The organism is Kineosporia succinea, assembly GCF_030811555.1.
In the GTDB taxonomy this organism is placed as follows: domain Bacteria; phylum Actinomycetota; class Actinomycetes; order Actinomycetales; family Kineosporiaceae; genus Kineosporia; species Kineosporia succinea.
The window spans coordinates 4,329,037-4,355,239 of record NZ_JAUSQZ010000001.1; the positions used below are offsets into that span (position 1 = coordinate 4,329,037).

Annotated in this window: 25 protein-coding genes; 22 read left to right on the forward strand and 3 right to left on the reverse strand. The window is 70.9% G+C overall.

Going from position 1 to position 26,203, the window contains the following annotated elements; translation table 11 throughout:
- Positions 1 to 26 precede the first annotated feature (26 nt).
- From J2S57_RS18685 to J2S57_RS18710, 6 genes are all read left to right on the forward strand, one after another.
- Positions 27 to 1,118, forward strand: a complete 1,092-nt coding sequence (locus tag J2S57_RS18685; protein ID WP_307244693.1) for a PhoH family protein — start codon at positions 27 to 29, stop codon at positions 1,116 to 1,118.
- A 42-nt stretch (positions 1,119 to 1,160) separates the two neighbouring features.
- Positions 1,161 to 1,622 (forward strand): rRNA maturation RNase YbeY, encoded by a 462-nt coding sequence (ybeY, locus tag J2S57_RS18690; protein ID WP_307244695.1) that lies wholly within the window; start codon positions 1,161 to 1,163, stop codon positions 1,620 to 1,622.
- Between the two features lie 8 nt (positions 1,623 to 1,630).
- Positions 1,631 to 2,947 carry a hemolysin family protein gene (locus J2S57_RS18695; RefSeq protein WP_307244698.1) on the forward strand — a complete coding sequence of 439 codons (1,317 nt, stop codon included), beginning with the start codon at positions 1,631 to 1,633 and terminating at the stop codon, positions 2,945 to 2,947.
- Complete coding sequence (locus J2S57_RS18700) at positions 2,944 to 3,378, forward strand: ribosomal protein L7/L12 (RefSeq protein ID WP_307244700.1); 435 nt, start codon at positions 2,944 to 2,946, stop codon at positions 3,376 to 3,378. Before J2S57_RS18695 ends, J2S57_RS18700 begins: the two co-directional genes overlap by 4 nt.
- Positions 3,375 to 4,280 (forward strand): GTPase Era, encoded by a 906-nt coding sequence (gene era, locus J2S57_RS18705; protein ID WP_307244703.1) that lies wholly within the window; start codon positions 3,375 to 3,377, stop codon positions 4,278 to 4,280. The genes J2S57_RS18700 and era overlap by 4 nt, the downstream gene beginning before the upstream one ends.
- An 87-nt stretch (positions 4,281 to 4,367) precedes the next feature.
- A complete protein-coding gene (locus tag J2S57_RS18710) occupies positions 4,368 to 5,585 on the forward strand; it encodes an MFS transporter (RefSeq protein ID WP_370882675.1) in 1,218 nt (405 codons plus the stop codon).
- On the opposite strand, the gene J2S57_RS18715 is transcribed toward J2S57_RS18710, so the two are convergent.
- A complete protein-coding gene (locus J2S57_RS18715; protein ID WP_307244707.1) occupies positions 5,551 to 6,153 on the reverse strand; it encodes a VanZ family protein in 603 nt (200 codons plus the stop codon). The genes J2S57_RS18710 and J2S57_RS18715 overlap by 35 nt on opposite strands.
- A 252-nt stretch (positions 6,154 to 6,405) precedes the next feature.
- Between J2S57_RS18715 and leuA the strand changes: the two genes are divergently transcribed.
- The 4 genes from leuA (at position 6,406) to rpmG (ending at position 10,276) form a co-directional block, all read left to right on the forward strand.
- Positions 6,406 to 8,130, forward strand: a complete 1,725-nt coding sequence (leuA, locus tag J2S57_RS18720; protein WP_307244709.1) for a 2-isopropylmalate synthase — start codon at positions 6,406 to 6,408, stop codon at positions 8,128 to 8,130.
- A 158-nt stretch (positions 8,131 to 8,288) separates the two neighbouring features.
- Positions 8,289 to 9,149 (forward strand): DNA repair protein RecO, encoded by an 861-nt coding sequence (gene recO / locus J2S57_RS18725; RefSeq protein WP_307244712.1) that lies wholly within the window; start codon positions 8,289 to 8,291, stop codon positions 9,147 to 9,149.
- A gap of 76 nt (positions 9,150 to 9,225) precedes the next feature.
- Positions 9,226 to 10,041: an isoprenyl transferase gene (locus tag J2S57_RS18730; RefSeq protein WP_307244714.1), complete on the forward strand. Its 816-nt coding sequence runs from the start codon at positions 9,226 to 9,228 to the stop codon at positions 10,039 to 10,041.
- Between the two features lie 67 nt (positions 10,042 to 10,108).
- Positions 10,109 to 10,276: a 50S ribosomal protein L33 gene (gene rpmG / locus J2S57_RS18735; protein ID WP_307244716.1), complete on the forward strand. Its 168-nt coding sequence runs from the start codon at positions 10,109 to 10,111 to the stop codon at positions 10,274 to 10,276.
- Positions 10,277 to 10,344: 68 nt separating this feature from the next.
- Here the strand turns inward: rpmG and J2S57_RS18740 are convergent, their stop codons facing one another.
- Entirely contained in the window at positions 10,345 to 10,746 is a 402-nt protein-coding gene (locus J2S57_RS18740; protein ID WP_307244718.1) for a Fur family transcriptional regulator, read from the reverse strand.
- A 75-nt stretch (positions 10,747 to 10,821) separates the two neighbouring features.
- Here J2S57_RS18740 and J2S57_RS18745 point away from each other — a divergent pair, with 75 nt between their 5' ends.
- The 11 genes from J2S57_RS18745 (at position 10,822) to J2S57_RS18795 (ending at position 24,430) form a co-directional block, all read left to right on the forward strand.
- Positions 10,822 to 11,151, forward strand: coding sequence for an antibiotic biosynthesis monooxygenase family protein (locus J2S57_RS18745; RefSeq protein ID WP_307244719.1), 330 nt, complete (start codon positions 10,822 to 10,824; stop codon positions 11,149 to 11,151).
- Positions 11,152 to 11,231: 80 nt separating this feature from the next.
- Positions 11,232 to 12,632, forward strand: a complete 1,401-nt coding sequence (locus J2S57_RS18750; RefSeq protein ID WP_307244721.1) for a glycine--tRNA ligase — start codon at positions 11,232 to 11,234, stop codon at positions 12,630 to 12,632.
- A 166-nt stretch (positions 12,633 to 12,798) separates the two neighbouring features.
- Positions 12,799 to 14,856: a hypothetical protein gene (locus J2S57_RS18755; protein WP_307244723.1), complete on the forward strand. Its 2,058-nt coding sequence runs from the start codon at positions 12,799 to 12,801 to the stop codon at positions 14,854 to 14,856.
- 24 nt (positions 14,857 to 14,880) lie between these two features.
- A complete protein-coding gene (locus J2S57_RS18760; RefSeq protein WP_307244725.1) occupies positions 14,881 to 17,034 on the forward strand; it encodes a hypothetical protein in 2,154 nt (717 codons plus the stop codon).
- Entirely contained in the window at positions 17,031 to 17,648 is a 618-nt protein-coding gene (locus J2S57_RS18765; RefSeq protein WP_307244727.1) for a hypothetical protein, read from the forward strand. Before J2S57_RS18760 ends, J2S57_RS18765 begins: the two co-directional genes overlap by 4 nt.
- Positions 17,645 to 19,819, forward strand: a complete 2,175-nt coding sequence (locus J2S57_RS18770; RefSeq protein WP_307244729.1) for a hypothetical protein — start codon at positions 17,645 to 17,647, stop codon at positions 19,817 to 19,819. Before J2S57_RS18765 ends, J2S57_RS18770 begins: the two co-directional genes overlap by 4 nt.
- A gap of 85 nt (positions 19,820 to 19,904) precedes the next feature.
- Positions 19,905 to 20,840 carry an ABC transporter ATP-binding protein gene (locus J2S57_RS18775; protein ID WP_307244731.1) on the forward strand — a complete coding sequence of 312 codons (936 nt, stop codon included), beginning with the start codon at positions 19,905 to 19,907 and terminating at the stop codon, positions 20,838 to 20,840.
- A gap of 12 nt (positions 20,841 to 20,852) precedes the next feature.
- Complete coding sequence (locus J2S57_RS18780; RefSeq protein WP_307244734.1) at positions 20,853 to 21,605, forward strand: ABC transporter permease; 753 nt, start codon at positions 20,853 to 20,855, stop codon at positions 21,603 to 21,605.
- A gap of 58 nt (positions 21,606 to 21,663) precedes the next feature.
- Positions 21,664 to 22,842: a sensor histidine kinase gene (locus J2S57_RS18785; protein WP_307244737.1), complete on the forward strand. Its 1,179-nt coding sequence runs from the start codon at positions 21,664 to 21,666 to the stop codon at positions 22,840 to 22,842.
- Between the two features lie 140 nt (positions 22,843 to 22,982).
- On the forward strand, positions 22,983 to 23,633 hold the full coding sequence (locus J2S57_RS18790; protein ID WP_307244739.1) for a response regulator transcription factor: 651 nt from the start codon (positions 22,983 to 22,985) through the stop codon (positions 23,631 to 23,633).
- A gap of 95 nt (positions 23,634 to 23,728) precedes the next feature.
- Positions 23,729 to 24,430 carry an HAD family hydrolase gene (locus tag J2S57_RS18795; RefSeq protein WP_307244741.1) on the forward strand — a complete coding sequence of 234 codons (702 nt, stop codon included), beginning with the start codon at positions 23,729 to 23,731 and terminating at the stop codon, positions 24,428 to 24,430.
- An 11-nt stretch (positions 24,431 to 24,441) separates the two neighbouring features.
- Here the strand turns inward: J2S57_RS18795 and J2S57_RS18800 are convergent, their stop codons facing one another.
- Positions 24,442 to 24,870 (reverse strand): SRPBCC family protein, encoded by a 429-nt coding sequence (locus tag J2S57_RS18800; RefSeq protein WP_307244743.1) that lies wholly within the window; start codon positions 24,868 to 24,870, stop codon positions 24,442 to 24,444.
- A 98-nt stretch (positions 24,871 to 24,968) separates the two neighbouring features.
- Here J2S57_RS18800 and dusB point away from each other — a divergent pair, with 98 nt between their 5' ends.
- The gene (gene dusB / locus J2S57_RS18805; RefSeq protein ID WP_370882487.1) at positions 24,969 to 26,180 is read left to right on the forward strand and encodes a tRNA dihydrouridine synthase DusB; all 1,212 of its coding nucleotides are present in this window, start codon (positions 24,969 to 24,971) and stop codon (positions 26,178 to 26,180) included.
- Positions 26,181 to 26,203: the final 23 nt, after the last annotated feature.

Below are 26,203 nucleotides of genomic sequence, written 5' to 3' on the forward strand. Positions count from 1 at the left end.
CGGAGAGGCGGGCGCAACGCCAGCTCATGACGGAACCGAAGAACGCCCCGCGGAACGGCGCGGAGGCCGTGCACCGGATCGTCGTGCCGGCGGAGGTCAACATGGTGGCCCTGCTGGGAGCCCGGGACGAGGTTCTGCGCGCCGTCGAGCGCGCCTTCAGCCGGGCCGACGTCCACGTGCGGGGCAACGAGATCACCGTCACCGGCCCGTTCGGTGAGGTCGCCCTCGTCGAGCGCCTGATCGACGAGCTCCTCGCGGTGGTGGCGGGCGGACAGGTCCTCACCCCCGACGCGGTCGACCGGTCGATCGGGATGCTGCGCCAGCAGACCGCCGAGCGTCCGGCCGACGTGCTCACCCTCAACATCCTCAGCAACCGGGGCCGCACGATCCGGCCCAAGACGCTGAACCAGAAGCGCTACGTCGACGCCATCGACGAGCACACCGTGGTCTTCGGCATCGGCCCGGCCGGTACCGGCAAGACCTACCTGGCGATGGCCAAGGCCGTGCAGGCGTTGCAGGCCAAGCAGGTCAACCGGATCATCCTGACCCGGCCCGCGGTCGAGGCCGGCGAGCGCCTGGGCTTCCTGCCCGGCACGCTGACCGAGAAGATCGACCCGTACCTGCGCCCGCTGTACGACGCGCTGCACGACATGCTCGACCCCGACCTGATCCCGCGGTTGATGGCGGCGGGCACGATCGAGGTCGCGCCGCTGGCCTACATGCGCGGCCGCACGCTGAACGACGCGTTCATCGTGCTCGACGAGGCGCAGAACACCTCGCCCGAGCAGATGAAGATGTTCCTGACCCGGCTCGGCTTCCAGTCGAAGATCGTGGTCACGGGCGACGTCACCCAGGTGGACCTGCCGGGCGGCACACAGTCGGGCCTGAAGGTCGTGCAGGACATCCTCGACGGCGTCGACGACATCCACTTCGCCCGGCTCACCAGCACCGACGTGGTGCGGCACCGGCTGGTCGGGGAGATCGTCGAGGCCTACGGCCGGTGGGACACCGAGCAGCAGATCGAGCAGGCGGCGAACCGGCCGCCGGCCCGTCAGCCGCAGGACCGGATGGCCCCGCAGAACCGAGTGGAACGGCGCAGCCACCGCACGGGCCGGTGAGCTGGGTCCGGACCACGCCCGGGCATGCGCGAGAATGACCGGGTGAGCATCGAGGTCAACAACGAGAGCGGCGTCTCCGTCGACGAGGCGGAGGTCGCGGCTCTGGCGCGCAGCGTGATCAGTGCCATGCGCGTGCACGAGCAGGCCGAGCTGTCGATCGTCATGGTCGACGAAGCCTCGATGGAGCAGCTGCACATCCAGTGGATGGACGAGCCGGGCCCGACCGACGTGCTGTCCTTCCCGATGGACGAGCTGCGCCCGGGCAAGGACGACGAGGACCCGGAGCCCGGCCTGCTGGGCGACATCGTGCTGTGCCCGCAGGTCGCGCAGAAGCAGGCGCGGGCCGCCGGGCACTCGTTCGAGGAGGAGCTGCTGCTCCTCACCACCCACGGCATCCTGCACCTGCTCGGCTACGACCACGCCGAGCCCGAGGAGGAGAAGGAGATGTTCGGCCTGCAGCGCAAGCTGCTGCTGACGTTCCTCTCCACCCGGGGCAAGGTCTGAGGTAACCGATGGCCGGCCTGATCGTCCTGGCGCTCGTCCTCACCGTCGTCGCCGGCCTCGCCGCGGCGTCGGAGTCGGCGCTGTCGCGCATCGGCCGCTCGCACGCCGCCGACCTGAACCACCAGGGGCGCCGCGGCGCCGCGGCCGTGGTGCGGGTGGCCGACGAGCCCGCGCCGGTGCTGAGCGTCGCCACCCTGGTCCGGGTCAGCGCCGAGGTCGGGGCGGTCGTCGCCGTGACCTTCGCCACCGTGCGCACGATCGGCCTGCACTGGACCTCCGGCCTGGTGGCCGGCCTGATCATGGCCGCGGCGTCGTTCGTCATGGTCGGCGTCGGCCCGCGCACCCTGGGCCGGCAGTACGCCGACGACGTGGCGCTGGTCGCGGCCGGCCCGCTGCTGGCGCTGACCACGGTGCTGGCCCCGCTCACCCGCCTGCTGGTGCTGATCGGCAACGCGGTCACCCCCGGGAGCGGCCTGCGCGACGGCCCGTTCGCCTCCGAGGCCGAGCTGCGGCAGTTCGTCGACATCGCCCAGGAGAGCCAGCTGATCGAGCTGGGCGAGCAGAAGATGATCCACTCGGTCATCGACCTCGGCGACACCCTGACCCGTGAGGTGATGGTGCCGCGCACCGACGTGGTGAGCGTCGATCACGACGCCAACCTCCACGACGCGATGTCCCTCTTCCTGCGCTCGGGTTTCTCCCGGGTGCCGGTGGTCGGGGGCGGCCTCGACGACCCGGTCGGCATCCTCTACCTGAAAGACGTGGCGCGGCGCATGCACGAGCAGCCCGGCGCCGGTCTGGTCCAGCGGGTCGAATCGGTCATGCGCAGGCCGGTGTTCGTGCCCGACAGCAAACCGGCCGACGCCCTGCTGCGCGAGATGCAGCACGCCGGGCACGCCGCGATCGTGGTCGACGAGTACGGCGGCACCGCCGGCCTGGTCACCATCGAAGACATCCTGGAGGAGATCGTCGGCGAGATCGCCGACGAGTACGACCAGGCCGAGGCCCAGGTGGAGAGCCTGCCCGACGGCCGCCGCCGGGTCAGCGCCCGCATGCACCTCGACGAGCTCGGAGACCTGTTCGGCACCGAGATAGAAGACGAAGAGGTCGACACCGTCGGCGGTCTGCTGTCCAAGGGCCTGGGCCGGGTGCCGATCGCCGGCTCCACCACGTCGGTGCAGGGGCTGCTGCTCACCGCCGACACCTTCGAGGGCCGGCGCCACAGCCTGGCCACCGTGCTGGTCAGCCGCGACGAGTCGCCCGACCAGCACGACTACGAGCACGCCGGGGCCCAGTCCGCGGCAGAAGGAAGTGACGTCCGGTGAGCACCGGCTTGAGTAACCGGGCCAAGGGCCTGATCGTCGCCGTCAACGTCCTGCTCATCCTCGTCTTCCTGCTCTGGGCGACCCAGGGCGGCTGGTGGCTGCTGCTCCTGCTCCCGGCCCTGTCGTCGGGTTACCGCATCTACCGGGTCTTCCGCCCGGTCGATCCGGCCGCCCCGGTCACCGCCGCCGCGCGGTTCACCGAGCCCGGCGACCACCGCGTCGTGCTCCAGGTCGCCGGCCCCAGCCCGATCCTGGTGATCCGCGAGATCCGCCGCACCACCGGTCTCGGCCTGATGGCCGCCAAGCAACTGGTCGAGGAGGCTCCCGTGATCGTCCGGGAGAACCTCAGCGAAGCCAGCGCCGCACTGGTCGCCGACCACCTCACCAAGGCCGGGGCCCGAGCCCTGGCCGCACCCATCGGAGAACAGTGACCACCACGCATCGTTCCGGTTTCGCCTGCCTCGTCGGGCGGCCCAACGCCGGCAAGTCCACCCTGACGAACGCCCTGGTCGGCGAGAAGATCGCGATCACGTCGAGCCGTCCGCAGACCACCCGGCACACCATCCGCGGCATCGTGCACCGGCCCGACGCCCAGCTCGTGCTGGTCGACACCCCGGGTCTGCACAAGCCGCGCACGCTGCTCGGCGAGCGCCTCAACAACCTGGTGCGCGAGACCCTGCTCGAGGTCGAGGTGGTCGGTTTCTGCCTGCCCGCCGACGAGAAGATCGGCCCGGGTGACAAGTTCATCGCCGCCGAGCTGAAAGAGCTGCGGCGCACGCCGATCGTGGCGATCGTGACCAAGGCCGACAAGGTCAGGCCCGAGCGTCTGGCCGAGCACCTGCTCGAGGTGCAGGAGCTGATGGAGTCGGCCGACATCATCCCGGTCTCCGCCGTCGACGGCTTCCAGGTCGAGGCGCTGGTCGACGTGCTGATGGGGCACCTGCCCGAGGGCCCGCGGATGTACCCTGACGACGAGCTCACCGACGAGCCCGAGAACGTGATGATCGCCGAGCTGGTGCGCGAGGCCGCCCTCGAGGGGGTGCGCGACGAGCTGCCGCACTCTCTCGCCGTCGTCGTCGACGAGGTGAGCGAGCGCGAGGGCCGGCCCGAGAACAGCCAGCTGCTCGATGTCTTCGTACTGCTGTACGTGGAGCGCGACAGCCAGAAGGCGATCGTCATCGGCAAGGGAGGCAGCCGCCTGCGCGAGGTCGGTACCAACGCCCGCAAGGAGATCGAGGCCCTGCTGGGCACCCGGATCCATCTGGACATCCGGGTCAAGGTGGCCAAGGACTGGCAGCGCGATCCGAAACAGATGCAACGACTGGGTTTCTGAGTGACACAAGCACCGCCCGCACGTCCCCGGGGCCTCGGCCTCCTGGCCGACATCACCCCTCTGCGCCTGAGCCGGCCCTACCGCCGGATGTGGCTGGGCACCCTGCTCAGCTCGATCGGCTCCCAGCTCACCACGGTCGCCGTGGGGCTGCAGGTCTACGACCTGACCGGCTCCACGTTCAGCGTGGGGCTGGTCGGCCTGTTCTCCCTCGGCCCGCTGATCGTGTTCGGCCTGTACGGCGGCGCGCTCGTCGACCGGTTCGACCGGCGTCGCGTCATCATCACCAGTTCCGGCGGCCTGTTCGGGATCGCCGTCGCCTTCACCGCGCAGGCCCTGGCCGGCCTGGAGAACGTCTGGCTGATGTACGTTCTCGTCGCCGTGCAGAGTGGCTTCTTCGCGGTGAACTCACCGGCCCGGATGGCGATCCTGCCGCGGTTGCTGCCTCCGGAGATGCTGCCGGCCGCGAACGCCCTGTCCGGTCTCGCGGGCAGCGTCGGCATGACGATGGGCCCGCTGCTGGCCGGGTTCTGGGTGGCCTGGTTCGGTTTCGGCGGCACCTACCTCACCGAGGTGCTGCTGCTCGGCATCGCGCTGACCACCCTGGTCGCGCTGCCGGCGATGCCGCCGCTGGGAGAGATCCGGCGCTCCGGGCTGGCCTCGGTGCTGGAGGGCCTGAACTACCTGCGCACCCGGCCGAACGTGCGCATGACGTTCATCGTCGACCTGATCGCGATGATCTTCGCGATGCCCCGGGTGCTGTTCCCGGCGCTGGGGGCCGTGGTGATCGGCGGCGGGGCCACCACGGCGGGCATTCTCGGCGCCGGCATCGCCGTCGGCGCGTTGCTGGCCGGGGTGTTCTCCGGGCCCGTCAGCCGGGTGCGGCGTCAGGGCCTCGCGGTGCTCACCGCGATCACGGCCTGGGGCGCGAGCATCGTGTTGTTCGGTGTGGTGGTCGGGCTCGCGGGTCGCACGAGTGAGGACGCGTCGGCGCACTGGCTTCTGTGGCCCGCCTTCGTGATGCTCGTCTTCTCGGGCATGGCCGACTCGGTCAGCGCGGTCTTCCGCAGCACGATCCTGCAGACGGCCACTCCCGACCACATGCGCGGACGCCTCCAGGGCGTCTTCATCGTGGTGGTCGCGGGCGGCCCGCGCCTGGGCGACCTGGTGGTCGGCTCGGCCGCCGACCTCACCGACGAGAGCATCGCCGCGATCGCCGGTGGTCTCACCTGCATCGTGCTGGTGGTGCTGCTGGGGATCCTGCAACCGCGGTTCAGGAACTACGACGCACGGCATCCGCAGGCCTGAGCCTCGGGTGACCGGACCGCTCGGGGTGCCCCGACGCGTCCCTCGTGCCGAAACGCACGAGGACCGCGCCCAGCAGCACCCCGAGCAACCCGCCGAACCCGTTCGTGATGACGTCGTCGATGTCGGTGGAACGGGTCCAGATCCCCAGCTGCAGCACCTCCACGCCGACCGAGACCAGCGTGGTGGCGACGGCGCACAGCAGCACCGAGCGCCGCACCGCCAGGTACAGGAACAGGCCCAGGGGCACGAACATCAGCACGTTGCCGCCCACGAACATGAGCAGGTCGGCCGGGTGGTACCGATACACCCGCAGGGTGGCCAGGGGCTCCAGCTGCAGACGGCCGGGGGTGATGTCGCCGGTGCGGGGGCTGAGCGTGCTGATCGCGATCACGGCCAGCGAGCCGACGGTCAGGCACACGGCCCACGGCGTCAGCCCGAACCAGGCCTGCCGCCGCCGCACGAGAAACGCGCACACCAGCGCGATCCCGGCCACGACCAGGTCCAGCACCAGCTGGGACCCGAAGTCACCGAGAAAGAACAACGCGCTGTAGAACCAGTAACCCTCCACCCGAGCATGGTGTGGAGGTGGTGCTGAGAAGGCGCTGAGGTGAACACGAACGGCGCCACGGTCGAAGGGTGGCCGATTGGAGCGACCCCGCGATGGGGATGTAGTCTGACGACCGTGCGTTCGGAGCTTCTTCTCCTTGGTCGCCGCGGCGGGACCTGCTAGGCCGGTCCTCTCGTCGCGGTGGTTCTTCTGCATGCCGGCCGACCGTCCTTGAACGCGAAGCAGAACCAGACCAAGAAGAGGCACGAAGCCATGAAGAACACCCAGAAGCCTTCCGGCATGCCGGTTCACAAGTACGTCCCGTTCAACGAGCTGATCTCGGTGAACGTGGAGAACCGCACCTGGCCGGACCGGCGCATCGAGGTCGCGCCCCGCTGGTGCGCCGTGGACCTGCGTGACGGCAACCAGGCTCTGATCGATCCGATGAACTCCGAGCGCAAGATGCGGATGTTCGAGCTGCTGGTCCGGATGGGCTACAAGGAGATCGAGGTCGGTTTCCCGGCGGCCAGCCAGACCGACTTCGACTTCGTGCGGGAGCTGATCGAGGGCGGGCACATCCCCGACGACGTCACGATCCAGGTGCTGACGCAGGCTCGCGACGCCCTGATCGAGCGCACCTTCGAGTCGATCGTGGGCGCGAAGCAGGCGATCGTGCACCTCTACAACTCCACGTCCACGCTGCAGCGCAAGGTCGTGTTCAACACCGACGAGGACGGCATCGTCGACATCGCCCTGAACGGCGCCCGGCTGTGCAAGAAGCTGGGCGACGCGATGGTCGGCACCGACGTGTACTTCGAGTACTCGCCCGAGTCGTACACCGGCACCGAGCTGGAGTTCGCGAAGCGCATCTGCAACGAGGTGCTGGCCGTGTTCGAGCCCACGCCCGAGCGCAAGGTCATCATCAACCTGCCCGCGACCGTCGAGATGGCCACGCCCAACGTGTACGCCGACTCGATCGAGTGGATGAACCGCAACCTGGCGTTCCGCGAGAACGTCATCCTGTCGCTGCACCCCCACAACGACCGCGGTACCGCGGTGGCCGCCGCCGAGCTGGGCTACCAGGCCGGCGCCGACCGCATCGAGGGCTGCCTGTTCGGCAACGGCGAGCGCACCGGCAACGTCTGCCTGGTCACGCTGGGCATGAACCTGTTCGGCCAGGGCATCGACCCGCAGATCGACTTCTCCGACATCGACGAGATCCGGCGCACGGTCGAGCACTGCAACCAGCTGAAGGTGGCCGAGCGCCACCCCTACGGCGGCGACCTGGTCTACACCGCGTTCTCCGGCTCCCACCAGGACGCGATCAAGAAGGGCATGGAGGCGCTGGCCGCCTCGGCCGCATCACAGGGCAAGACCGTGGAAGACATCCTGTGGGAGGTCCCGTACCTGCCGATCGACCCGCACGACGTGGGCCGCTCGTACGAGGCCGTGGTGCGCGTCAACAGCCAGTCGGGCAAGGGCGGCGTCGCCTACCTGATGAAGAACGAGTACCAGCTGGACATGCCGCGCCGGCTGCAGATCGAGTTCAGCCAGGTGGTGCAGAAGCACACCGACGACGAGGGCGGCGAGGTCACCCCGGCGCAGCTGTTCACGATCTTCTCCGACGAGTACCTGCCCACGCCCACGAAGCAGTGGGGCCGGTTCACGCTGAAGGGCATGCAGCACACCAGCGGTGAAGACGGCGCCGACCACCTGAAGGTCGAACTGGTCGACGACGGTGCGCCGTTCACGCTGCAGGGGCACGGCAACGGCCCGATCGCGGCGTTCGGTGACGCGCTGGCCGGTCACGGCATCTCGGTCCGGGTGCTCGACTACAGCGAGCACGCGATGAGCGCCGGGGGCGACGCGAAGGCCGCGGCCTACGTCGAGTGCCAGGTCGGCGACGACGTGCTGTGGGGCGTCGGCATCGACGAGAACATCGTGCGGGCCTCGATGAAGGCCGTGCTGTCCGCGGTGAACCGCTCCGTCGGGCGTTAGGCCGTGGTTCATCAGTCCATGCCTATTGCGGGACGCCGTCCGGACGCGTCCGGCGTGGCCCCACGTAGAACACCGCTACGAGGGGCCCCACCAGCCACGCCCAGCCGACGCCCCGGGCACCTCCTCGCCACGGCAGCGACTGATGAAACACGTCCTTGATGGCGCGCACCTATCGTGACGATGCGATCGTCCTGCGGGCCCAGAAACTGGGCGAGGCCGATCGCATCGTCACGCTCCTCACCCGGGAGCACGGGCGGGTGCGGGCCGTGGCCAAGGGCGTGCGCAAGACCATGTCGCGGTTCGGCGCCCGCCTCGAGCCGTTCATGCTCATCGACGTGCAGCTGCACGAGGGCCGCTCGCTCGACACGGTCAACCAGGTCGAGACGATCGGCGCCTACGGCCTGACCATCGCCGCCGACTACGCCCGCTACACCGCGGCGACCGCGATGCTGGAGACGGCCGAGCGGCTCACCGAGACCGAGCGGGAGCCCGCGCTGCAGCAGTTCCTGCTGCTGGCGGGCGGTCTGCGCACCCTGTCGCAGGACCTGCACGAGCCCGGCCTGGTGCTCGACGCGTACCTCATCCGGTCGCTGTCGGTCGCGGGCTGGGCGCCGAGTTTCACCGACTGCGCGCGGTGCGGCCAGACCGGCCCGCACCGCGCCTTCGCGCTGGGCATGGGGGGCTCGGTGTGCCCGTCGTGCCGTCCGCCGGGTTCGGCCGCGCCGCACCCGGAGACCCTGCAGCTGCTGAGCGCTCTGCTCACGGGTGACTGGCCGTTCGCGGACGCCACGGAGGCCCGCCGCCGTCGTGAGGCCAGTGGGCTGGTGGCGGCCTACCTGCAGTGGCACGTGGAGCGGAGGGTGCGCTCGCTGCGCTGGGTGGAGCGTGAGGGCGACCGGCCCTCGATCGAGGTGCCGACCGGGCCGATGCTGCCGACGATCGACGTGGCCCGGATCGAGCGGGCCCAGGCCGCGGTGGCGCCACCGGAGACCACGCAGACGCCGAACCCGCCGTTCTGAGCACGATCACGGCAAAACGGTTGGGGGGAGTACGATTCTGGCCGCCCGCCGACACCGCTCGTGAAGAGGTCCTGCCTTGGCGCTCCGCCGTCGCCAGTCGCTGCCCGTCCGCACCGCCCCGCCGGTCGCGCCGCCGCCGCACCCCTCCGGGGCGAAGCCGCCCGCGATTCCCCAGGAGCTGGTGCCGGGTCACGTCGCCGTGGTCATGGACGGCAACGGCCGCTGGGCCAACGACCGTGGCCTGAGCCGCACCGAGGGCCACAAGATGGGCGAGGCCTCGCTGCTCGACGTGGTGGCCGGCGGCATCGAGATCGGCGTCAAGCACATCTCCGCCTACGCCTTCTCCACCGAGAACTGGAAGCGCTCGCCGGAGGAGGTGCGCTGGCTGATGGGCTTCAACCGGGACGTGATCCGGCGCCGGCGCGACCAGATGCACGAGTGGGGTGTGCGGGTGCGGTGGGCGGGACGCCGCCCGAAGCTGTGGGCCAGCGTGATCAAGGAGCTCGAGATCGCCGAGGAGCTCACCCGCGGCAACGACACGATCACCCTGACGATGTGCGTGAACTACGGCGGCCGGGCCGAGATCGCCGACGCCACGCGCGCGATCGCGCAGCTCGTGGCCCAGGGCAAGATCGACCCCGACCGCATCGACGAGCGCACGGTGCAGAAGTACCTGGACGAGCCCGACCTGCCCGACGTCGACATGTTCCTGCGCTCGTCGGGTGAGCAGCGCACGTCGAACTTCATGCTCTGGCAGAGCGCCTACGCCGAGCTGGTGTTCATGGATGTGCTGTGGCCGGACGTCGACCGGCGCACCCTCTGGGAGGCCGTCGAGATCTACGCCAGGCGTGACCGCCGTTACGGCGGAGCCGTGGACAAGCCCACGGAATAGTGAGAACCGTTCTCAGGTTAACCTCCATGCAACCCGGACCGGCCGGGCGCGTGAAGGAGTGATCGAGATGGCGAGCCGCACCGAACTGCGACCGATCGTGAAGATGCGTTCGACGGCGGGCACCGGGTACACCTACGTCACCCGCAAGAACCGCCGCAACAGCCCCGACCGGCTGGTGCTGCGCAAGTTCGACCCGGTGGTCCGGCAGCACGTGGAGTTCCGCGAATCCCGCTGACCCCACCAGCAGCGAACGGTGGACGCGCCTGCCCGACCCGGGCAGGCGCGTCCACCATTTTGTGTGCTCTAGACGGCGAGCCGAGCCTGGCACTCGGCGCAGATGCCGGTGATCTCCACGACGTGGTCGACGTCGGCGAACCCGTTGGCGGCGGCCACCTTCTGCGCCCACTTCTCGATCGAGGGAGCCTCCACCTCGACCGTGCGCCGGCACAGACGGCAGAGCAGGTGGTGGTGGTGACCCCGGCTGCAGCGACGGTAGACGGCCTCGTTCTCGGCGGTCTTCAGCACGTCGACCTCGCCGTCCTCGGCGAGCTGCTGCAGGGTGCGGTAGACCGTGGCCAGGCCCACCCCGTCGCCGGTGTCGCGCAGGATGGTGTGCAGCTGCTGTGCGCTGACGAACTCCGTCACCTGGTCGAGCGCCGTGGAGACGGCCACCCGCTGCTTGGTCTCTCGCCGGTTGGTGCTCATAGGCCGAAGCTTGTCATGTTAGGGCACCCTCAGGGGAGTCCGGTTCGCGCTGGGCGCAGCAGTAACGTTGGTGGGGTGTTCGTCGTCACCCGGTACCGCGTCCCCACCCACGAGTGGGACGAGTTCCGCGCCCTCGCGCGAGAGGCGCTGGTCGCGCTCACCGAGCGCCCGGGCTGCCTCGACGCCCGGGTGAGCCGCTCGATCGACGAGAGCGACCTGTGGGTGCTCTCCACCCGCTGGGAGACCGTGGGTGCCTACCGCCGGGCCCTCTCGCACCCGGAGGTGAAGGTGCGCGCCGTGCCGCTCATGTACCGCTGCATCGACGAGCCGACCGCGTTCGAGGATCTCGTCACCTGGGGAGCCGGGGGCGTCGAGGACCACGAAAGTGACTTGATCGTCGACTAGGTCAGGAGCACCCTGAGAACGCGCGTACGCTACGACGCGTCAGTTTTCAAGAGTCGTCCACCGACACCCAGCCGGATGGAGTGAGCCGTTCCGTGGCCGCCAAGCAGGAATCCCGCCTCGAAGCCGTCGTCAGTCTCAGCAAGCGCCGGGGGTTCGTCTTCCCCAGCGGCGAGATCTACGGCGGTACCCGCTCTGCGTGGGACTACGGCCCGCTCGGTGTCGAGCTGAAGGAGAACATCAAGCGCCAGTGGTGGCGCTACATGGTCACGAGCCGCGACGACATCGTCGGCCTGGACTCGTCCGTGGTTCTCCCGCGCGCGGTCTGGGAGGCGTCGGGTCACGTCGACGTGTTCACCGATCCGCTGGTCGAGTGCCAGTCGTGCCACCGCCGCTACCGGGAAGACCACCTCCTCGAGGAGTTCGAGGAGAAGAAGGGCCGCCCGGCCACCTCGATCGCCGAGATCGCCTGCTCGAACTGCGGCACCCGGGGCGCCTGGACCGAGCCCAAGCAGTTCTCCGGCCTGATGAAGACCTACCTCGGTGTCGTCGAAGACGAGTCCGGCATGGCCTACCTGCGTCCCGAGACGGCGCAGGGCATCTTCGTGAACTTCAAGAACGTCTACCAGGCCGCCCGCCGCAAGCCGCCGTTCGGCATCGGCCAGATCGGCAAGTCGTTCCGCAACGAGATCACGCCGGGCAACTTCATCTTCCGCACCCGTGAGTTCGAGCAGATGGAGATGGAGTTCTTCGTCGAGCCGGGCACGGACGAAGAGTGGCACCAGTACTGGATCGACCGCCGGATGGCCTGGTACACGGATCTCGGCATCAGCGCCGACAACCTGCGCCTGTACGAGCACGCCAAGGAGAAGCTCTCCCACTACTCCAAGCGCACGGTCGACATCGAGTACCGCTTCGGTTTCACCGGCTCGGAGTGGGGCGAGCTCGAGGGCATCGCCAACCGCACCGACTACGACCTGCGCACGCACAGCGAGAAGTCGGGCTCCGATCTGAGCTTCTTCGACCAGGCGAGCAACACGCGCTACCTGCCCTACGTGATCGAGCCGGCCGCCGGTCTCACCCGGTCGCTGATGGCGTTCCTGGTCGAGTCGTACACCGAAGACGAGGCGCCCAACACCAAGGGCGGCGTCGACAAGCGCACGGTGCTCAAGCTCGACCACCGTCTGGCCCCGGTCAAGGCCGCGGTGCTCCCGCTGTCGCGCAACGCCGACCTGTCGCCGAAGGCCCGCGACCTGGCGGCCGAGCTGCGCCGCAACTGGAACGTGGACTTCGACGACGCGCAGGCCATCGGCCGTCGCTACCGCCGTCAGGACGAGATCGGCACGCCGTACTGCATCACCGTCGACTTCGAGACGCTGGAAGACGACGCGGTCACCATCCGCTCACGCGACACGATGGACCAGGAGCGCGTGCCCCTGGCCGGGGTCACGCAGTGGCTGGCGACCCGTTTGATCGGCGCCTAGGTCTCCTCCGGAAAGGCCCCCGCCTCCCGGCGGGGGCCTTTCTCGTGGGCCTGACCAGCGGGGTATCTCTCACGGTCTCGGTCCGGTCACAGAAAGTGGCTGCCGGTAAGGGTTTTGATGCCAACTCGCGATCAGGAGTGACGTTCCGTTCGGGTACATTTCGCCCGTGCTCAATCCGCTGGACGCCGTCGACTGGTCTTCGCTGACCCATGCCTACGGCGAGGCGGACGACGTTCCCGGGCTGATCGGGCAGCTGGCGGACGACGACTGGCAGCCGGCCGCCGACGACCTCGCCTCGCTGCTCGTGCCCGGCGACGAGCTGTTCCCGGCGACCGTGGTGGCGCTGCCGTTCCTGGTCGAGGTCGCGCTCGACCCGCAGGCCGGTGGCCGGGTCGGTGCCCTGCAGCTGCTCGGCGTCTACGGCCGGTCGCTGATGGACGGTGTGGGCCCGGAATTCCTGCTGGCCGAAGCTTTCGCGGGGCTGGGGGAGTCGGCCCGGGCCGCCCTGCCGCTGGCCGGCGACGCCGATCCGGAGGTCCGCGCCGCGCTCTACCGGGCCGCCGTCACCTGGCCGGACCCGGTCGCGACCCTGCGCGGAAGGCTTGCCGCGGAAGACGATTCACAGGCCCTGGTGGCGCTGGCCGAGTCGCTGGGCCGGCTCGGCGCGCTGACGCCCGGCGACCTGGAGGCCCTGCTCGGCAGCGGCCAGGACGACGTGGTGTTCGCCGTCGCCTGGTCGGCCGTGGTGTCGGGCCGCGACCTGCCCGGTGCGGTCGAGCACCTGGTGAGACTGTGGCCGGAACAAGCGTATTCGGAGGACCACGACCCGCTGGGGCGCCTCGTGCGGGCGGCCGGGGCCCGGGCCGTTCCGGTGCTCGGCGCGCTCGACCGGGTCGCCGTCGGCGAACTGGCCTGGGCCTGGCACGATCTCGCGCTGATCTCCCGCGCGGCCGGCGAGGTGGCCGCGGCCGCCCTGGTGTCGCTGGCGTCAAGGGTCGAAAGTCACGATCTCGAGGACTATCTCGGGGCCCTGATCCCGCTGCTGCCCTACCCGGGCGCCGGTGACGCGCTGGCCCGCCTCGACCCCGGCTCCCCGGAGGACCAGGCGGCGCTCGCGGTCGCGCTCTTCGCCGTTCGTGACCCGCGCTGGCTGGCCGCCGCCCGCGACGCCACCGCCGCGTCCTCCCCGCCCTATCTCAGCATCGGCGGCAACTCGGTCGACTTCGCCACCGCGCTGGCCTCTTTCGGCTGGCCCGAGCCCGGTCTCGCCGACCTGGCGCGCACCGCGATCGCGGCCTGGCCCGACACCGTCGACACCTGGACCGGTCTGCTCACCCCGCTGCCGCCGTCGTCCGCGACGGTGGACGTGCTGCTCGGCTCGGTCGGTCCCGTCGGGGTGCCGTCGAAGCAGGCCATGCGGCTGCTGGCCCACGCCGCCGCGCTGCAGCCCGACGTGTTCGATGCGGCCAGTTACGCTGCGGTGCGAGATCTTCCGGTGCCGGGCGGGGACGCCGGGGCCTGGCTGCTCGTCACCCAGGCCCTGCTCGGGGCGGGGGACCAGGGCGGGTTCGGCCGGGCCTGGCGCATGAGTGAGTCCGGGCCGGGGGAGGACGAGCTGCTGCGGATCTGGGCCTCTCACGCGCCCTCCCCGGAGCTCGACGCGGTGTGTCTGGAGCTGGTCACGCGGAGCAACTGGGGCGTGTACCGCAGTCGCGCCGTGCAGGTGGCGGCGCTGGAGATCCTTTTCGGGCGGGACGGTTCCGCGCCCTCGGCGGAGCTGGATCAGGCCTGGTCGGCGCTGCTCGGGCTGCTCGACGTGGCCGGGCCCGCGCTCGGTGCCGCGGTGGCACTCGGCAACCGGCTCGTGGTGGCCCGTCCGGAGCTTCGCGAGGCTTGGCTGACGTGCCTTCGGGACCTGGCCGTGGACGGGCAGCCGGTGGCGGTCGAGGCCCTGCAGGTACTCGGTGACGTACCGCCCGAACACGCGCTCGACCTGGCCGTTCAGGCGGTGCGGGCGGCGGCGGGCACACGTCGTGCCCTGGAGGTGGTGCCGGCCGCGGCCCGGGTGATCCGCGATGCGGTGGCCGAACGGCCCGACCTGCGGTCGGCGGTCGGGTGGGAGCTGGAGGGGTTGGTGGGTTCCGACCAGAGGACGTTGGTACCCGACGACATTGCGGCCGACAGTCGGCTGGTGGGCACCTTGAGAGACACGCTGAGCGCTTAGGGACGGTTCGCTACTGTTCGGCCCATGATCCCGAGCGCGGACCCGGTCGACTGGCCGTCTCTTACCCACGCCTACGGTCCGGCGACGGACACCCCGGAGCTCATCGGGCAGTTGTGGGGTCGGGACTGGCCGGACGCGGTCGAGGCGCTGTACGGCTCGATCCTGCATCAGGGCGGGATCTACCCGGCGACGGTGGCGGCGATGCCGTCGCTGGCCGCGGTGGCCCAGGAGAAGGAGGCGCCGGGGCGACTCGGGGCGCTGCAGCTGCTGAGTGTCTACGGGGAGGCCGTGCTCGGGCTCGGGCCGGAGCACGATCTGCTGACGGCCGCCCTCGACACGCTGGAACGCGTGGCACTCGACCTGCTGCCGCTGACGGCCGATCTCGACCCGGAGGTCAGGATGGCCGTCTATGAGTGTTCGGCTCACTGGACGGTTGTTCGCGACACCGACGCGGTGGCCGCGGCGCTGCGGGAACGGCTTGCCGTGGAGACGGATTCGGCCGCGCGGGTGGCGCTGATGGAACCGCTGGCCCGGCACGGCCTGCTCACCGGGGAGGCCCTGGACGCTCTGACCGACGACGACGTGCGGTTCGCCGCGGTCTGGTCGGCCGTGGCGCTGGGGCTCGACCTGCCCGGGGCGCTCGAGGAGCTGGCCCGGCTCTGGCCGGTGCACGCGCAGGAGTACCCGACGTCCGATCCGGCCGGTTCGCTGGAGCTGATGGTGCAGGCGGCGGGGGCGCGGGCGGTGCCGGTGCTGCTGCGGTTGGCCTCGGTGGACGATTCCGGGCTCACGGCCGAGGATCTCGCGTACTGCTGGTGCCAGGTCGCGGACCTGTCGCGGCCGGCGGGGCGTTCGGCGGTGGACGGATTGCTGGCCGTCGTGGAGGGTCTCGCGGGGGCAGGGCGCGAAACCGAAGAGCTGGCGGCCGTGGTGGCGGCGCTCGGATACGTGCTGCCGGGATCGCCCGAGCGCACGGCCGAGGTCTGTGACGTGGTGGCCGCGCTCGACGCCGAGGGCGGCCCGGAACTCGAGGCGGCCCGCATGGTGATGCTTTTCGGGGCCCGGGACGAGCGCTGGGCCCGGGGCGGCGCCAACCTCACCGAGGCCGCGGAGCTGCCCGGCGTGAACGTCGGCGACACGCAGCTGGCCCTGCCCGCGGCGCTGACCGGTTTCCGGACGATGCGTTCGGTGGCCTGGGCCGAGGCCGGGCTGCTCGACCTGATCGCCCGCGCCACCGCCGCCTGGCCGGCCCGGGCCGGGCAGTGGGTGCCGGTGCTGGCCCAGCTGCCGCCCTCGCGTGCGGTGGTGCACCAGCTGATCGCGGTGCTGGGGGCCGACCCCCGCCCGGGCGCCGAGGTGCTCGCCGGTCTGGCCGCGCGGCACCCCGAGGCCTTCGACGACGACCTGCGGGCCCGGGCGATCGAAGCGTTGGCCGCTCAGAGTGTGCAGCGCAATGAGGACGAGGCCTGGTTGCTGGCAGCCCGCGCCGCGATTACCCGCGACCCGGACGGTTTCGAGCCGGCCTGGCGTCTGGGCGCGGCTGGTTTCGCGGCCGAGAAGCTGCTGGCGGTGTGGTCGGCCTTCCCGTCACCGGCCCTGATCCGGGTGTGCCGGGGTCTGACCGCCGAGAAGGTGCGGCGCTCGTACCCGGGCCGGGCGGTGCAGCTGGCGGCGGTCGAGGTACTGATGGCCCAGCCTCTCGAAGAGCACGAGGATCTGGTCTGGCCGGCGCTGCTGGCCCAGGCCGACGCCGCGGGCCCTCCGCTGGAGACCACGCTGCCCCTGGGCCATCGTGTCGTGGCGAAAAGGCCCGCCCGGCTCCCCGAATGGCTCGACCTTCTGCGAGACATCGCCACGAACGGCCGCGAGTCGTGGGCCGGACGTGACCAGGCCGCCCGGGCCCTGGCCCTCGACCACCTGGCGGCCCTGGGCGCCCTGACCCCCGACGAGGCGGTGGAGCAGGCGCTGTCCCTGCAGATCGGGACGCCCGGCACCGCCGCGGTGGTCGAGTCCATGGCCCGGGTACTGCACCGGGCCGTCGTCGACCGCCCCGACCTGCGGGAACGGGCGGCGACGCACCTGGCCCCGCTCCTGAAAGGTGACCACCGCATTCCCTCCGCGGGCGCGCCGGAAGCCGATGCCCGACTCGTCCTCACGCTCGAAAAGGCCTTGGTGTGAAACCCGACTCCTCGACGCTCACCCACGCGTACGGGAGCGCCGAGGAGATCCCCGACCTGATCGAAGAACTGCGTGGCGAGGACCGGGAGGTCGCGGGCTTCCGGCTCGACATGTCGATCCTGCACCAGGGCAGCGTGTACTCGGCCACCGTCGCGGCCCTCCCGCTCCTGGCCGACGTGGCTCTGGACCGCCGGGCGCAAGGGCGCTCCGAGGCGCTGAGTCTGCTGCGGTGCTCCGGCCACGTGGCGCGGGAAGGACTGGCTGAAGTGGCGCAGACTCTGTTGCCGCTGGCCGATGACCCCGATCCGGCGGTGCGCCTGGCCCTTGACGGTGGGGCGCTGCTCGACCTGGGCGAGATCGAGCCGGAGGAGGTCGCCGACCGGCTCCTGCCCGCGGTGACCGACCCGGGCACAGCCGCCGTGATTCCGGCCGCGGCCCCGGTGCTGAAGCGGGCGCTCGCCCAGGACCAGGGCCTGCGTGCACGGGCCCGGCAGGCGCTCGAACCCGTTCCGCGGTCGGACAAACGGTTCTTACCGACCCGGGAAGACATCGGGCTGGACCTGTGTCTGGTGAGCACACTCGAAGACGATGTGGTGGGAGAAGTCAGGCCATGAGCGAGAACCTCGACTGGGACACCCTTTCGCACGCCTACGGTGGCGCGGGCGATGTTCCGGACCTGATTCGGGCGCTGCGCGACGAGGACTGGGAAGAGGCGTGCGGTGAACTGCACGGCTCCATCCTGCATCAGGGCAGCGTGTACCCGGCGACCGTGGCGGCGCTGCCGTTCCTGGTCGAGATCGGGCTCGACGAGACCGCTCCCGGGCGCACGGGTGCGTTGCAGTTGCTGGAGGCGTACTGCGCCGCGATTCAGGCCGGTTCCGGGCGCAATCCGATGTACCTGCCCGAGGGCACCGACATGGAGCGCTTCGACCAGGACACCCGGGCCGGGGCGGACGACGTCATGCGGGCCCTGCTGCCGCTGGCCCACGACGGTGATGCGGAGATCCGGGCGCAGATCTACGACAACGCCTGCTACTGGGAACCGGCTCCGGAGCTGAGTGCGGTTCTGCGCGAACGGTTCACGGCCGAGACCGAGGCGTATCCGCGCGTGCGGCTGATGGAACCACTGGCCCGGCACGGTCTCCTGACGGGGGTCGAACTTCAGTCCATGGTGGACGCGGGGCAGGACGACGCGGTCTTCGCGGCGGTTTGGTCGGCGCTCGCGTTGGGTGTCGAACTGCCCTCCGGGCTGGACCTTCTCGTACGGCTGTGGCCCGAGCAGTCGCCCGCCTACCCCAATGTCCACGTCGACTCGCTGTCCGTGCTCACGGCCGAGGCCGGGGCCCGAGTCGTCCCGTTGCTGCACCGACTTCGGTCGCAGGTCGAAGCGGGTGACCGGGCCGAGGCCTGGGCCCTGATCGCGGAACAGTCCCGGGCCGCCACCCCGGCCGCTCTGGACGCACTGGTCGAGCTGCTGGCCGAACCGCGCGACGCCGCCACCGCTCAGCGGGTGGTGAACGCCGTGATCCGGGTGCAGGCCGAGGCCGGGCAGAAGGCCCCGGCCCTGGCCGACGGGTGTGCGCGTCTGCTGCCCCTGGCCGAGAACGACGTCACCCTGCGGACGACGATCTCGGGCGCGCTCTTCCTGCTGCACGACGTGCGCTGGGCCGAGCCCGCCCGGTCGGTCGTGGCGGTGGGCGAGCGGGTGACGGTGGCCGAGGGGCCGGGAATCAGCAGGACCTACCCGAGTTTGCTGGCCGGCTGGCCCGCCCGCCGCCGGGAGGTGGCGTGGGCGCAGGACGACCTGATCGAGGTGGCCCGGTCGGCCCTCGCGGCCGATCCCTCGGCGGCCGGCACCTGGGCCGAACTGCTCGGGCTGCTGCCGCCGTCGACCGCGGCGGTCGATGTGCTGGTGGGAGCGCTGCGCGTTGACGACCTCGATGTAAAGGCCGCGGTGCTGCGTACATTGGGGGCACAGGCGGTCGCCGACCCGCAGACGTTCAGCCCGGCCGCCCAGGTGACGCTGGCCGCGCACCCGTTTCTCGATCACCCCGGCGGGGCCTGGCTCCTCACCGTGCAGGCGCTGCTCGACCGGCCGGTGCGGGCTTCGGTGTTCTCGCAGGTCTGGGCCCTGGGCCGGGACGCCCTCGGTGACCGGGACCTGCTGCGGATCTGGTCGGCGTACCCGTCACCTGCTCTGGAGTCGGCCTGCGCGGAACTGCTCGCGGGCGAGGCGGCCACCTCGTTCCCGGGACGACACCGGCAGCTGACCGGCGCGTCCCTCATGATCGAAATCGGGAGGGCCCCCGAAACCTGGCCCACCGTGCGGGCGATCGTAGACACGGCCGGTGAGCCGATGGCGGCCGGAGCACGGACCGCCGCCCGGGTCGTGGAGGCCGAACCCGCTCTGCGCGGCGACTGGCTCGACCTGCTGCGGGACATCGCGGAGAACGGCCGCGAGACCTGGAGCGGCCTGGACCCGGTGGCGTCGGCGGTGGCCGCCGGGCACCTCTTCGACCTCGGTGAGCTGAGTGGGCAGGAGACGGTCGAGCGGGTGCTGCGGGTCGAGGCCCGTGCGGTGGTGCAACACGAGAGCGCGGCGGTGACCCCGGTGGTGGCCGACGTACTCACGCGGGTGCTGGCTCGGCATCCCTCTCTCCGGGAACCGGTGGCTCAGGGGCTGGACGTGTTCCTGAACGGTGACGAACGCCTGCCCAGTCACTCGGACGGCCTCGAATGGGACGTGCTGCTCACCCGGCAGTTGAGGGCTGTGCTGAACGGGTGAACGCGTACCGCCCATGACACTTGTCATGCGCGGATCATGACGGGCGCCATCCTCCCGGCCCGCGGCCGGAGGCCAGCCTTGAGACATGGACACACCAGCGAACTCCGGTTCCGCGGTCGTCGGTTTCGCGACCGACCCGACCACACCGTCCGCCATCGTGCTCGAGGGTCTCACCAAGACCTTCGGGACGGTGACGGCCGTGAACGGCCTCGACCTGCGCATCGGGGCGGGTGAGGTGGTCGCGTTCCTCGGGCCGAACGGGGCCGGCAAGACGTCGACGATCGACATGCTGCTCGGGCTCAGCCGTCCGGACGGTGGCTCGGTGAAGGTGTTCGGGCTGGACCCGGCGGAAGCCGTGGCCCAGGGCCGGATCGCGGCCGTCATGCAGACCGGGGGGCTGCTGAAAGACCTGACCGTGCGGGAGACCGTGCAGCTGAACGCGTCGCTGTACCGGGAGGCCAGGCCGGTGCGGGAAGTGCTGGAGCGGGCCGGGATCGAGGAGATCGCCGGGCGCCGGGTGGGGAAGTGCTCGGGAGGGGAGCAGCAGCGTCTGCGGTTCGCGCTGGCGCTGCTGCCGGAGCCGGACCTGCTGGTGCTCGACGAGCCGACGACCGGCATGGATGTCGAGGCCCGGCGCGCCTTCTGGGGTGCGATCCGGCAGGACGCCGCGGCCGGCCGCACGATCCTGTTCGCCACGCACTACCTGGACGAGGCCGATGCGTACGCCGACCGGATCGTGATGATCCGCAAGGGTGCGGTGGTGGCCGACGGTACCGCGTCGCAGATTCGGGGCATGGCCTCGGGACGGCAGGTGCGGGCCGTGCTGCCGGGGGCCGACCAGGTGGCCCTGGCCGCACTGCCCGGCGTCACCTCGGTTCAGCAGCAGGGCGATTCGGTCACGCTGCGGTGCAACGACTCGGACGCGGTGCTGCGGTACCTGGTCACTCGCACCGACGCGCACGACTTCGAGGTCACCTCACGCAATCTCGAGGACGCCTTCATCGCACTCACCACTTCCTGAGGGGTTTTCACGATGTCTGTCACTGCTGTGCGGGGGCCGGTCACCTTCAGCCCCACCTACCTGGTGCTGGAACTGCGCCGGGCACTGCGCAACCGGCGCACGATGATCTTCCTGCTGATCATGCCGCCGGTGTTCTTCCTGCTCTTCGGGCACGGGTACAAGGACAGCGAACCGGCCGCGTTCGCCTACGTGATGGTGAGCATGGCGGTCTACGGCGCCATGATCGCGACCACCTCGATCGGAGCTCAGGTCTCGGTGGAACGGTCGCAGGGCTGGACCCGTCAGCTGCGCCTGACCTCGTTGCGGCCCACCGGTTACGTGCTCACGAAGGTCGGTGCCGCACTGATTCTCGGGGTGGTGCCGATCCTCATCGTGCTCGGGGTGGGGGCCTCGATGGGGGCGCAGCTGAGTGCGGGGGAGTGGATCTCGGTGGCCGTGCTGAGCTGGTTCTGCTCGCTCGTGTTCGCGGCGTTCGGGCTGTTCATCGGCTATCTGATCCCGGCCGAGAACGCGATGCAGTTCATGGGGCCGGTGCTGGCGCTGATGAGCTTCTTCGGAGGGCTCTTCCAGCCTCTCGACCAGATGCCGCAGGCCCTGCAGGACATCGCGCCGTGGATGCCGACCTACGCGGTGGGGCTGGTGGCCCGCAGCCCGATCACCGACTCCGGGCTGACCGTTGCGCACGTGGCGGATCTTCTGCTCTGGACGGCGGTTTTCGTGGCGGGGACGGCGGTGCTGTTCCGTCGGGACACGAAGCGGGTCTGATGCTTGTCGGTGGGGGCTTGTACGGTTCTGGTTGTCGGATTGAGGGAGGGGGTTCGGTATGAGTGTGGACATGGGTTCGCGCCGGGTGGTGCGTATCGGGCCCCTCTCGTTCTCGGCCCGGTGGCTGCTCACCCTGGTCTGGCTGTTCTACCTGCACGACACCTTCACCGTGGCCATCCATCTGGATCCGGTTGCCCGGCGGGTGGTCTCGCTCGTTCTGCTGGTGGGGTTCTGCCTCCTCTACGGCTACGGATTCAGCATCGCCCGGGTCTCACAGTGGCGGGCCCGCGACGTCGGGCCGGTGGTGCGGGGCTCGGTGGTGGTGGGCGCGCTGGCGCTCACGCTGGCCGTGACGCTGCTGGTCGGGCAGACCGGGCTGGCGCTGCTGGTCTACGACGCGGTGATGGCGATCATGCTGCTGCGTGCGGAGGTGGCGCTGGGCACGGTGGTCGCGCTGATCGCGGCGGTGGAGATCACCGCGCGCACGGTGCCGGGCTGGGAGGAGCAGAACGGCCTCGCCATCGCCCTGGTGCTGGCGTCGGTGGCGGTCTGGGGGATCTCGCAGATGATCGCGCGCAACGTCGAGCTGGCCCAGGCGCAGCAGGAGATCGCGCGGCTGGCGGTGTCCCGTGAGCGCGACCGGTTCGCCCGTGACCTGCACGATCTGCTCGGGCACACGCTGACCGTGATCACGATGAAGTCCGAGCTGGCCGGGCGTCTGGTGCCGCTGGCGCCGGAGCGGGCCGAGCAGGAGATCGCCGAGGTGGAGCGGCTGGCCCGCGACGCGCTGGCCGACGTGCGGGCGGCGGTGGCCGGGTACCGGGAGGTCACGCTGGCCACGGAGCTGGTGTCGGCGCGCACGGCGCTCGACGCGGCGGGCATCGTGGCCGAGCTGCCCAGTGCCGTCGACGAGGTGCCGGGTGAACGCCGGGAGCTGTTCGGGTGGGCGGTGCGGGAGGGCGTGACGAACGTGGTGCGGCACTCCGGGGCCGAGCGCTGCCGGGTGGTGCTGAGCCGGAACTGCGTGGAGATTGTGGACGACGGGGTGGGGGTTTCGGGGTCGGGCGGGGGATCCGCTGAGCTCGAGCACGAGGCGAGCACCAGTGCTTCTCACTCCGTTCCGGCGGGTGGTCAGGGCCTGCGAGGTCTGCGGGAGCGTGCTGAGGCGGTCGGCGCGGGGGTGTCGGTGGGGCACGGGGACGCGGGGCGCGGGTTTCGGTTGCGGGTGGGGTGGTGACCGCACGAGAGGCCCGCACCGGACGAGAACCGGTGCCCGGGCGAGAACCCGGGGCTGGGCGAGAGGCCGTGACTGGACCAGAGGCCGGGGCTGGGCGAGAGGCCGGGGCTGGCCGAGGGAGTCGGCCTGAACGAGAGCGGATGAGTGAACGGGAGCTCGTGAACGATCCTGAGGCGGGGCGCATCCGGCTGCTGCTGGCCGACGACCAGGCGATGGTGCGCGGGGCGCTGGCCGCGTTGCTCGGGCTGGAGCCCGATCTCGAGGTCGTGGCCGAGGTGGGCCGGGGCGACGAGGTGGTGGCCGCGGCGCTGGGCAGCGGGGCACAGGTGGCGCTGGTCGACGTGGAGATGCCCGGGCAGGACGGCATCGCCGCCACCCGGGAGCTGCGGGCGGCCGTGCCGGGGTGCCGGGTGCTGATCGTCACCACGTTCGGGCGGCCGGGGTACCTGCGGCGGGCGATGGAGGCGGGGGCGAGCGGGTTCGTCGTGAAAGACACACCGGCCCGCCAGCTCGCCGATGCCGTGCGGCGGGTGCACCAGGGACTGCGGGTGGTCGATCCGGCGCTGGCGGCGGAGTCGCTGACGGCCGGGGCCAGTCCGCTGACCAGCCGCGAGACCGAGGTGCTGGAGGCCGCGCGCGACGGCGGCACGGTCGCCGACCTGGCCGGCAAGCTGCACCTGAGCGCGGGCACGGTGCGCAACCACCTGTCGTCGGCGATCGGCAAGACCGGCGCCCGCACCCGCGCCGAGGCGGTCCGGGTCGCCGAGGAGAACGGATGGCTGCTGCGCTGACCCGCCGACCCGCCGACCCGCCGACCCGCCGACCCGCCGCATCCGGCCAGGGCGACCTGCTGCGCGGAACGACGTCGAGGGGGAAGAATTGGATCATGACGGAGTTCGACGCGATCCTGTTCGACGCCGGCGGCGTGCTGCTCCTGCCCGATCCGGGGATGACGGGTCCGCTGGTGGCCCCGTTCGGCGGCTCGACCGATCCCGAGACCCTGCGCCGGGCCCACTTCGCCGGCGCCCACGCCATGGACCTGGCCCGCGAGGAGGGGGAGGAGTCCGACTGGCGGGCCTACGCGAGCGCCTTCCTGCGGGCCGCCGGGGTGGCCACCACCGACAAGCGCATCGAGAGCTTCGTCGAGGGCTTCGGCAACACGCGGTGGCAGCACCCGATGCCCGAGGCCGCCCGCACCCTGCTCGCTCTCGAAGAGCGCAACGTGCCGATCGGCATCGTCTCCAACGCCGAGGGGCAGGTCGAGGGCGACCTGGCCCGGCTCGGCATCTGCGGTGTCGACACCCCGGGCACCGCCCGGGTGGTCTGCGTGGTCGACTCGCACGTGGTCGGTGTCCGCAAACCCGACCCCGCGATCTTCCGGCACGCTCTCGACGCCCTGGGGCTCGACGCGTCCTCACGCATCGCCTACGTGGGCGACACCGTGTTCTACGACGTCCGCTCGGCCACCGCGGCCGGGCTCACGCCCCTGCTGCACGACCCCTACGGCCTGCACGCGGCCGACCCGCATCCGAGCGGGCCGCACCGGGTGCTGCCGCAGCTGAGCGATCTGCTGAGCTACGTGGCGTGACGGTGGCGTGACTACTGCAGGTCGGGCCGCTGCGTGACCAGCCGGTCGATGTTGCGCAGCGTCTCGTCCAGCCCGGCGTTGATCGTGTCCGGGTCGTCGTGCTCGGTGTGCAGGGTGACGGCCAGCTGAGCGCCCGGCCCCGAGGCCGTGACCTGCAACGATCCGCCGTAGTCATGGTCGTTCAGGGCGGGCGTGCCCCACGAGATGGACCGGTTGTCCGCGTCCACCGCGAACGAGGCGTTCGACTCGACCTTCTCCGGATGTCCCGATTGCGTGGCCTCGGCCGGCACCTCGGCGGTCACGTGCACCTCGTCGCCGGTGGCGGAGTGGGCACTGGTCAGGCCGGAGAAGTAGGTGGGCAGGTTCTCCACCCGGGACAGGTAGTCGAACAGGTCGTCCGGGCTGGCTTCGATCGTGAGGGTGCGCTGGTACTCGGGCATTTCAGACCTCCCGGAGGGGACTCGATGCCCCCAGCCTCCAACAGCCGGCGCAGCCCGCAAGGGGAGCTGGTCGGGCCGTGGCCGGAACGTGGGAGACAATGGGACACGTGACAGCTCTGCAGGTCGGCCCCCACCGCGTCGCCACCCCCGTCGTACTCGCCCCGATGGCGGGCATCACCAACACGGCGTTCCGGCGGCTGTGCCGTGAGCAGATGGCGGCCGAGGGCGGCGAGGGGCTGTTCGTCAGCGAGATGGTCACGTCACGGGCCCTGATCGAGCGCAACGACGAGTCGATGCGCCTGATCCAGCACGATCCCGACGAGAACCCGCGCAGCGTGCAGCTCTACGGCGTCGACCCGGTGACGGTCGGGGCCTGCGTGAAGATGCTGCTCGACGAGAACCGCGCCGACCACATCGACCTCAACTTCGGCTGCCCGGTGCAGAAGGTCACCCGCAAGGGCGGGGGAGCGGCCCTGCCCTGGAAGGCCGACCTGTTCCGGGCCATCGTCTCGGCCGCGGTGAAGGCGGCCACGCCGCACGGGGTGCCGGTCACGGTGAAGATGCGCAAGGGCATCGACGCCGACCACCTGTCGTACCTCGACGCCGGGCGCATCGCCGAGGACGAGGGCGTCGCCACGGTCGCGCTGCACGGCCGCACGGCCGCCGAGTACTACTCCGGCCAGGCCGACTGGTCGGCGATCGCGAAGCTCAAGCAGGCCGTCACCAGCATCCCGGTGCTCGGTAACGGCGACATCTGGTCGGCCGACGACGCGGTGCGCATGATGGCCGAGACCGGTGCCGACGGGGTGGTCGTGGGTCGCGGGTGCCTGGGCCGGCCGTGGCTGTTCGCCGACCTGGCCGCCGCCATGAACGGCCGCTCCGAGCGTCTGGAGCCGGGTCTGGGCTACGTGCTCGACACCATGCGCCGCCACATCCAGCTGCTCACCGAGCACTACGACGGTTACGAGAAGCCCTACAAGAAAACCGGTCACGACGCCGAGAGCAATGCCGAGAACCGGGCCTGCCGCGACTTCCGCAAGCACATCGCCTGGTACTTCAAGGGTTACGTGGTGGGCAAGGAGATCCGCACCGGCCTGGCCATGATCAGTTCGCTGGCCGAGTTCGACGAGCTCGCCGGCCAGCTCGACGGCAGCCAGCCCTACCCGGGCGAGGGCGCCGAGGGGCCGCGCGGCCGGGCGGGGTCGCCGCGTCAGGTGTCGCTGCCGGCCGGCTGGCTCGACAGCCGCGAGATCGACGCGGAATTCACCCGCGTGCTGCGTGAGGCGGAACTGTCCGTTTCCGGAGGGTGACAGGCTCCAGCAACAGCCCGCAG

Bases quoted from the DNA above. Each gene is read 5' to 3' on its own strand.
- J2S57_RS18685 (WP_307244693.1), top strand. From the start codon at position 27: ATGACGGAACCGAAGAACGCCCCGCGGAACGGCGCGGAGGCCGTGCAC.
- J2S57_RS18695 (WP_307244698.1), top strand. From the start codon at position 1,631: ATGGCCGGCCTGATCGTCCTGGCGCTCGTCCTCACCGTCGTCGCCGGC.
- J2S57_RS18710 (WP_370882675.1), top strand. From the start codon at position 4,368: ATGTGGCTGGGCACCCTGCTCAGCTCGATCGGCTCCCAGCTCACCACG.
- leuA (WP_307244709.1), top strand. From the start codon at position 6,406: ATGAAGAACACCCAGAAGCCTTCCGGCATGCCGGTTCACAAGTACGTC.
- recO (WP_307244712.1), top strand. From the start codon at position 8,289: ATGGCGCGCACCTATCGTGACGATGCGATCGTCCTGCGGGCCCAGAAA.
- rpmG (WP_307244716.1), top strand. From the start codon at position 10,109: ATGGCGAGCCGCACCGAACTGCGACCGATCGTGAAGATGCGTTCGACG.
- J2S57_RS18740 (WP_307244718.1), bottom strand. From the start codon at position 10,746: ATGAGCACCAACCGGCGAGAGACCAAGCAGCGGGTGGCCGTCTCCACG.
- J2S57_RS18760 (WP_307244725.1), top strand. From the start codon at position 14,881: ATGATCCCGAGCGCGGACCCGGTCGACTGGCCGTCTCTTACCCACGCC.
- J2S57_RS18770 (WP_307244729.1), top strand. From the start codon at position 17,645: ATGAGCGAGAACCTCGACTGGGACACCCTTTCGCACGCCTACGGTGGC.
- J2S57_RS18775 (WP_307244731.1), top strand. From the start codon at position 19,905: ATGGACACACCAGCGAACTCCGGTTCCGCGGTCGTCGGTTTCGCGACC.
- J2S57_RS18780 (WP_307244734.1), top strand. From the start codon at position 20,853: ATGTCTGTCACTGCTGTGCGGGGGCCGGTCACCTTCAGCCCCACCTAC.
- J2S57_RS18785 (WP_307244737.1), top strand. From the start codon at position 21,664: ATGAGTGTGGACATGGGTTCGCGCCGGGTGGTGCGTATCGGGCCCCTC.
- J2S57_RS18790 (WP_307244739.1), top strand. From the start codon at position 22,983: ATGAGTGAACGGGAGCTCGTGAACGATCCTGAGGCGGGGCGCATCCGG.
- J2S57_RS18795 (WP_307244741.1), top strand. From the start codon at position 23,729: ATGACGGAGTTCGACGCGATCCTGTTCGACGCCGGCGGCGTGCTGCTC.
- J2S57_RS18800 (WP_307244743.1), bottom strand. From the start codon at position 24,870: ATGCCCGAGTACCAGCGCACCCTCACGATCGAAGCCAGCCCGGACGAC.
- dusB (WP_370882487.1), top strand. From the start codon at position 24,969: ATGGGACACGTGACAGCTCTGCAGGTCGGCCCCCACCGCGTCGCCACC.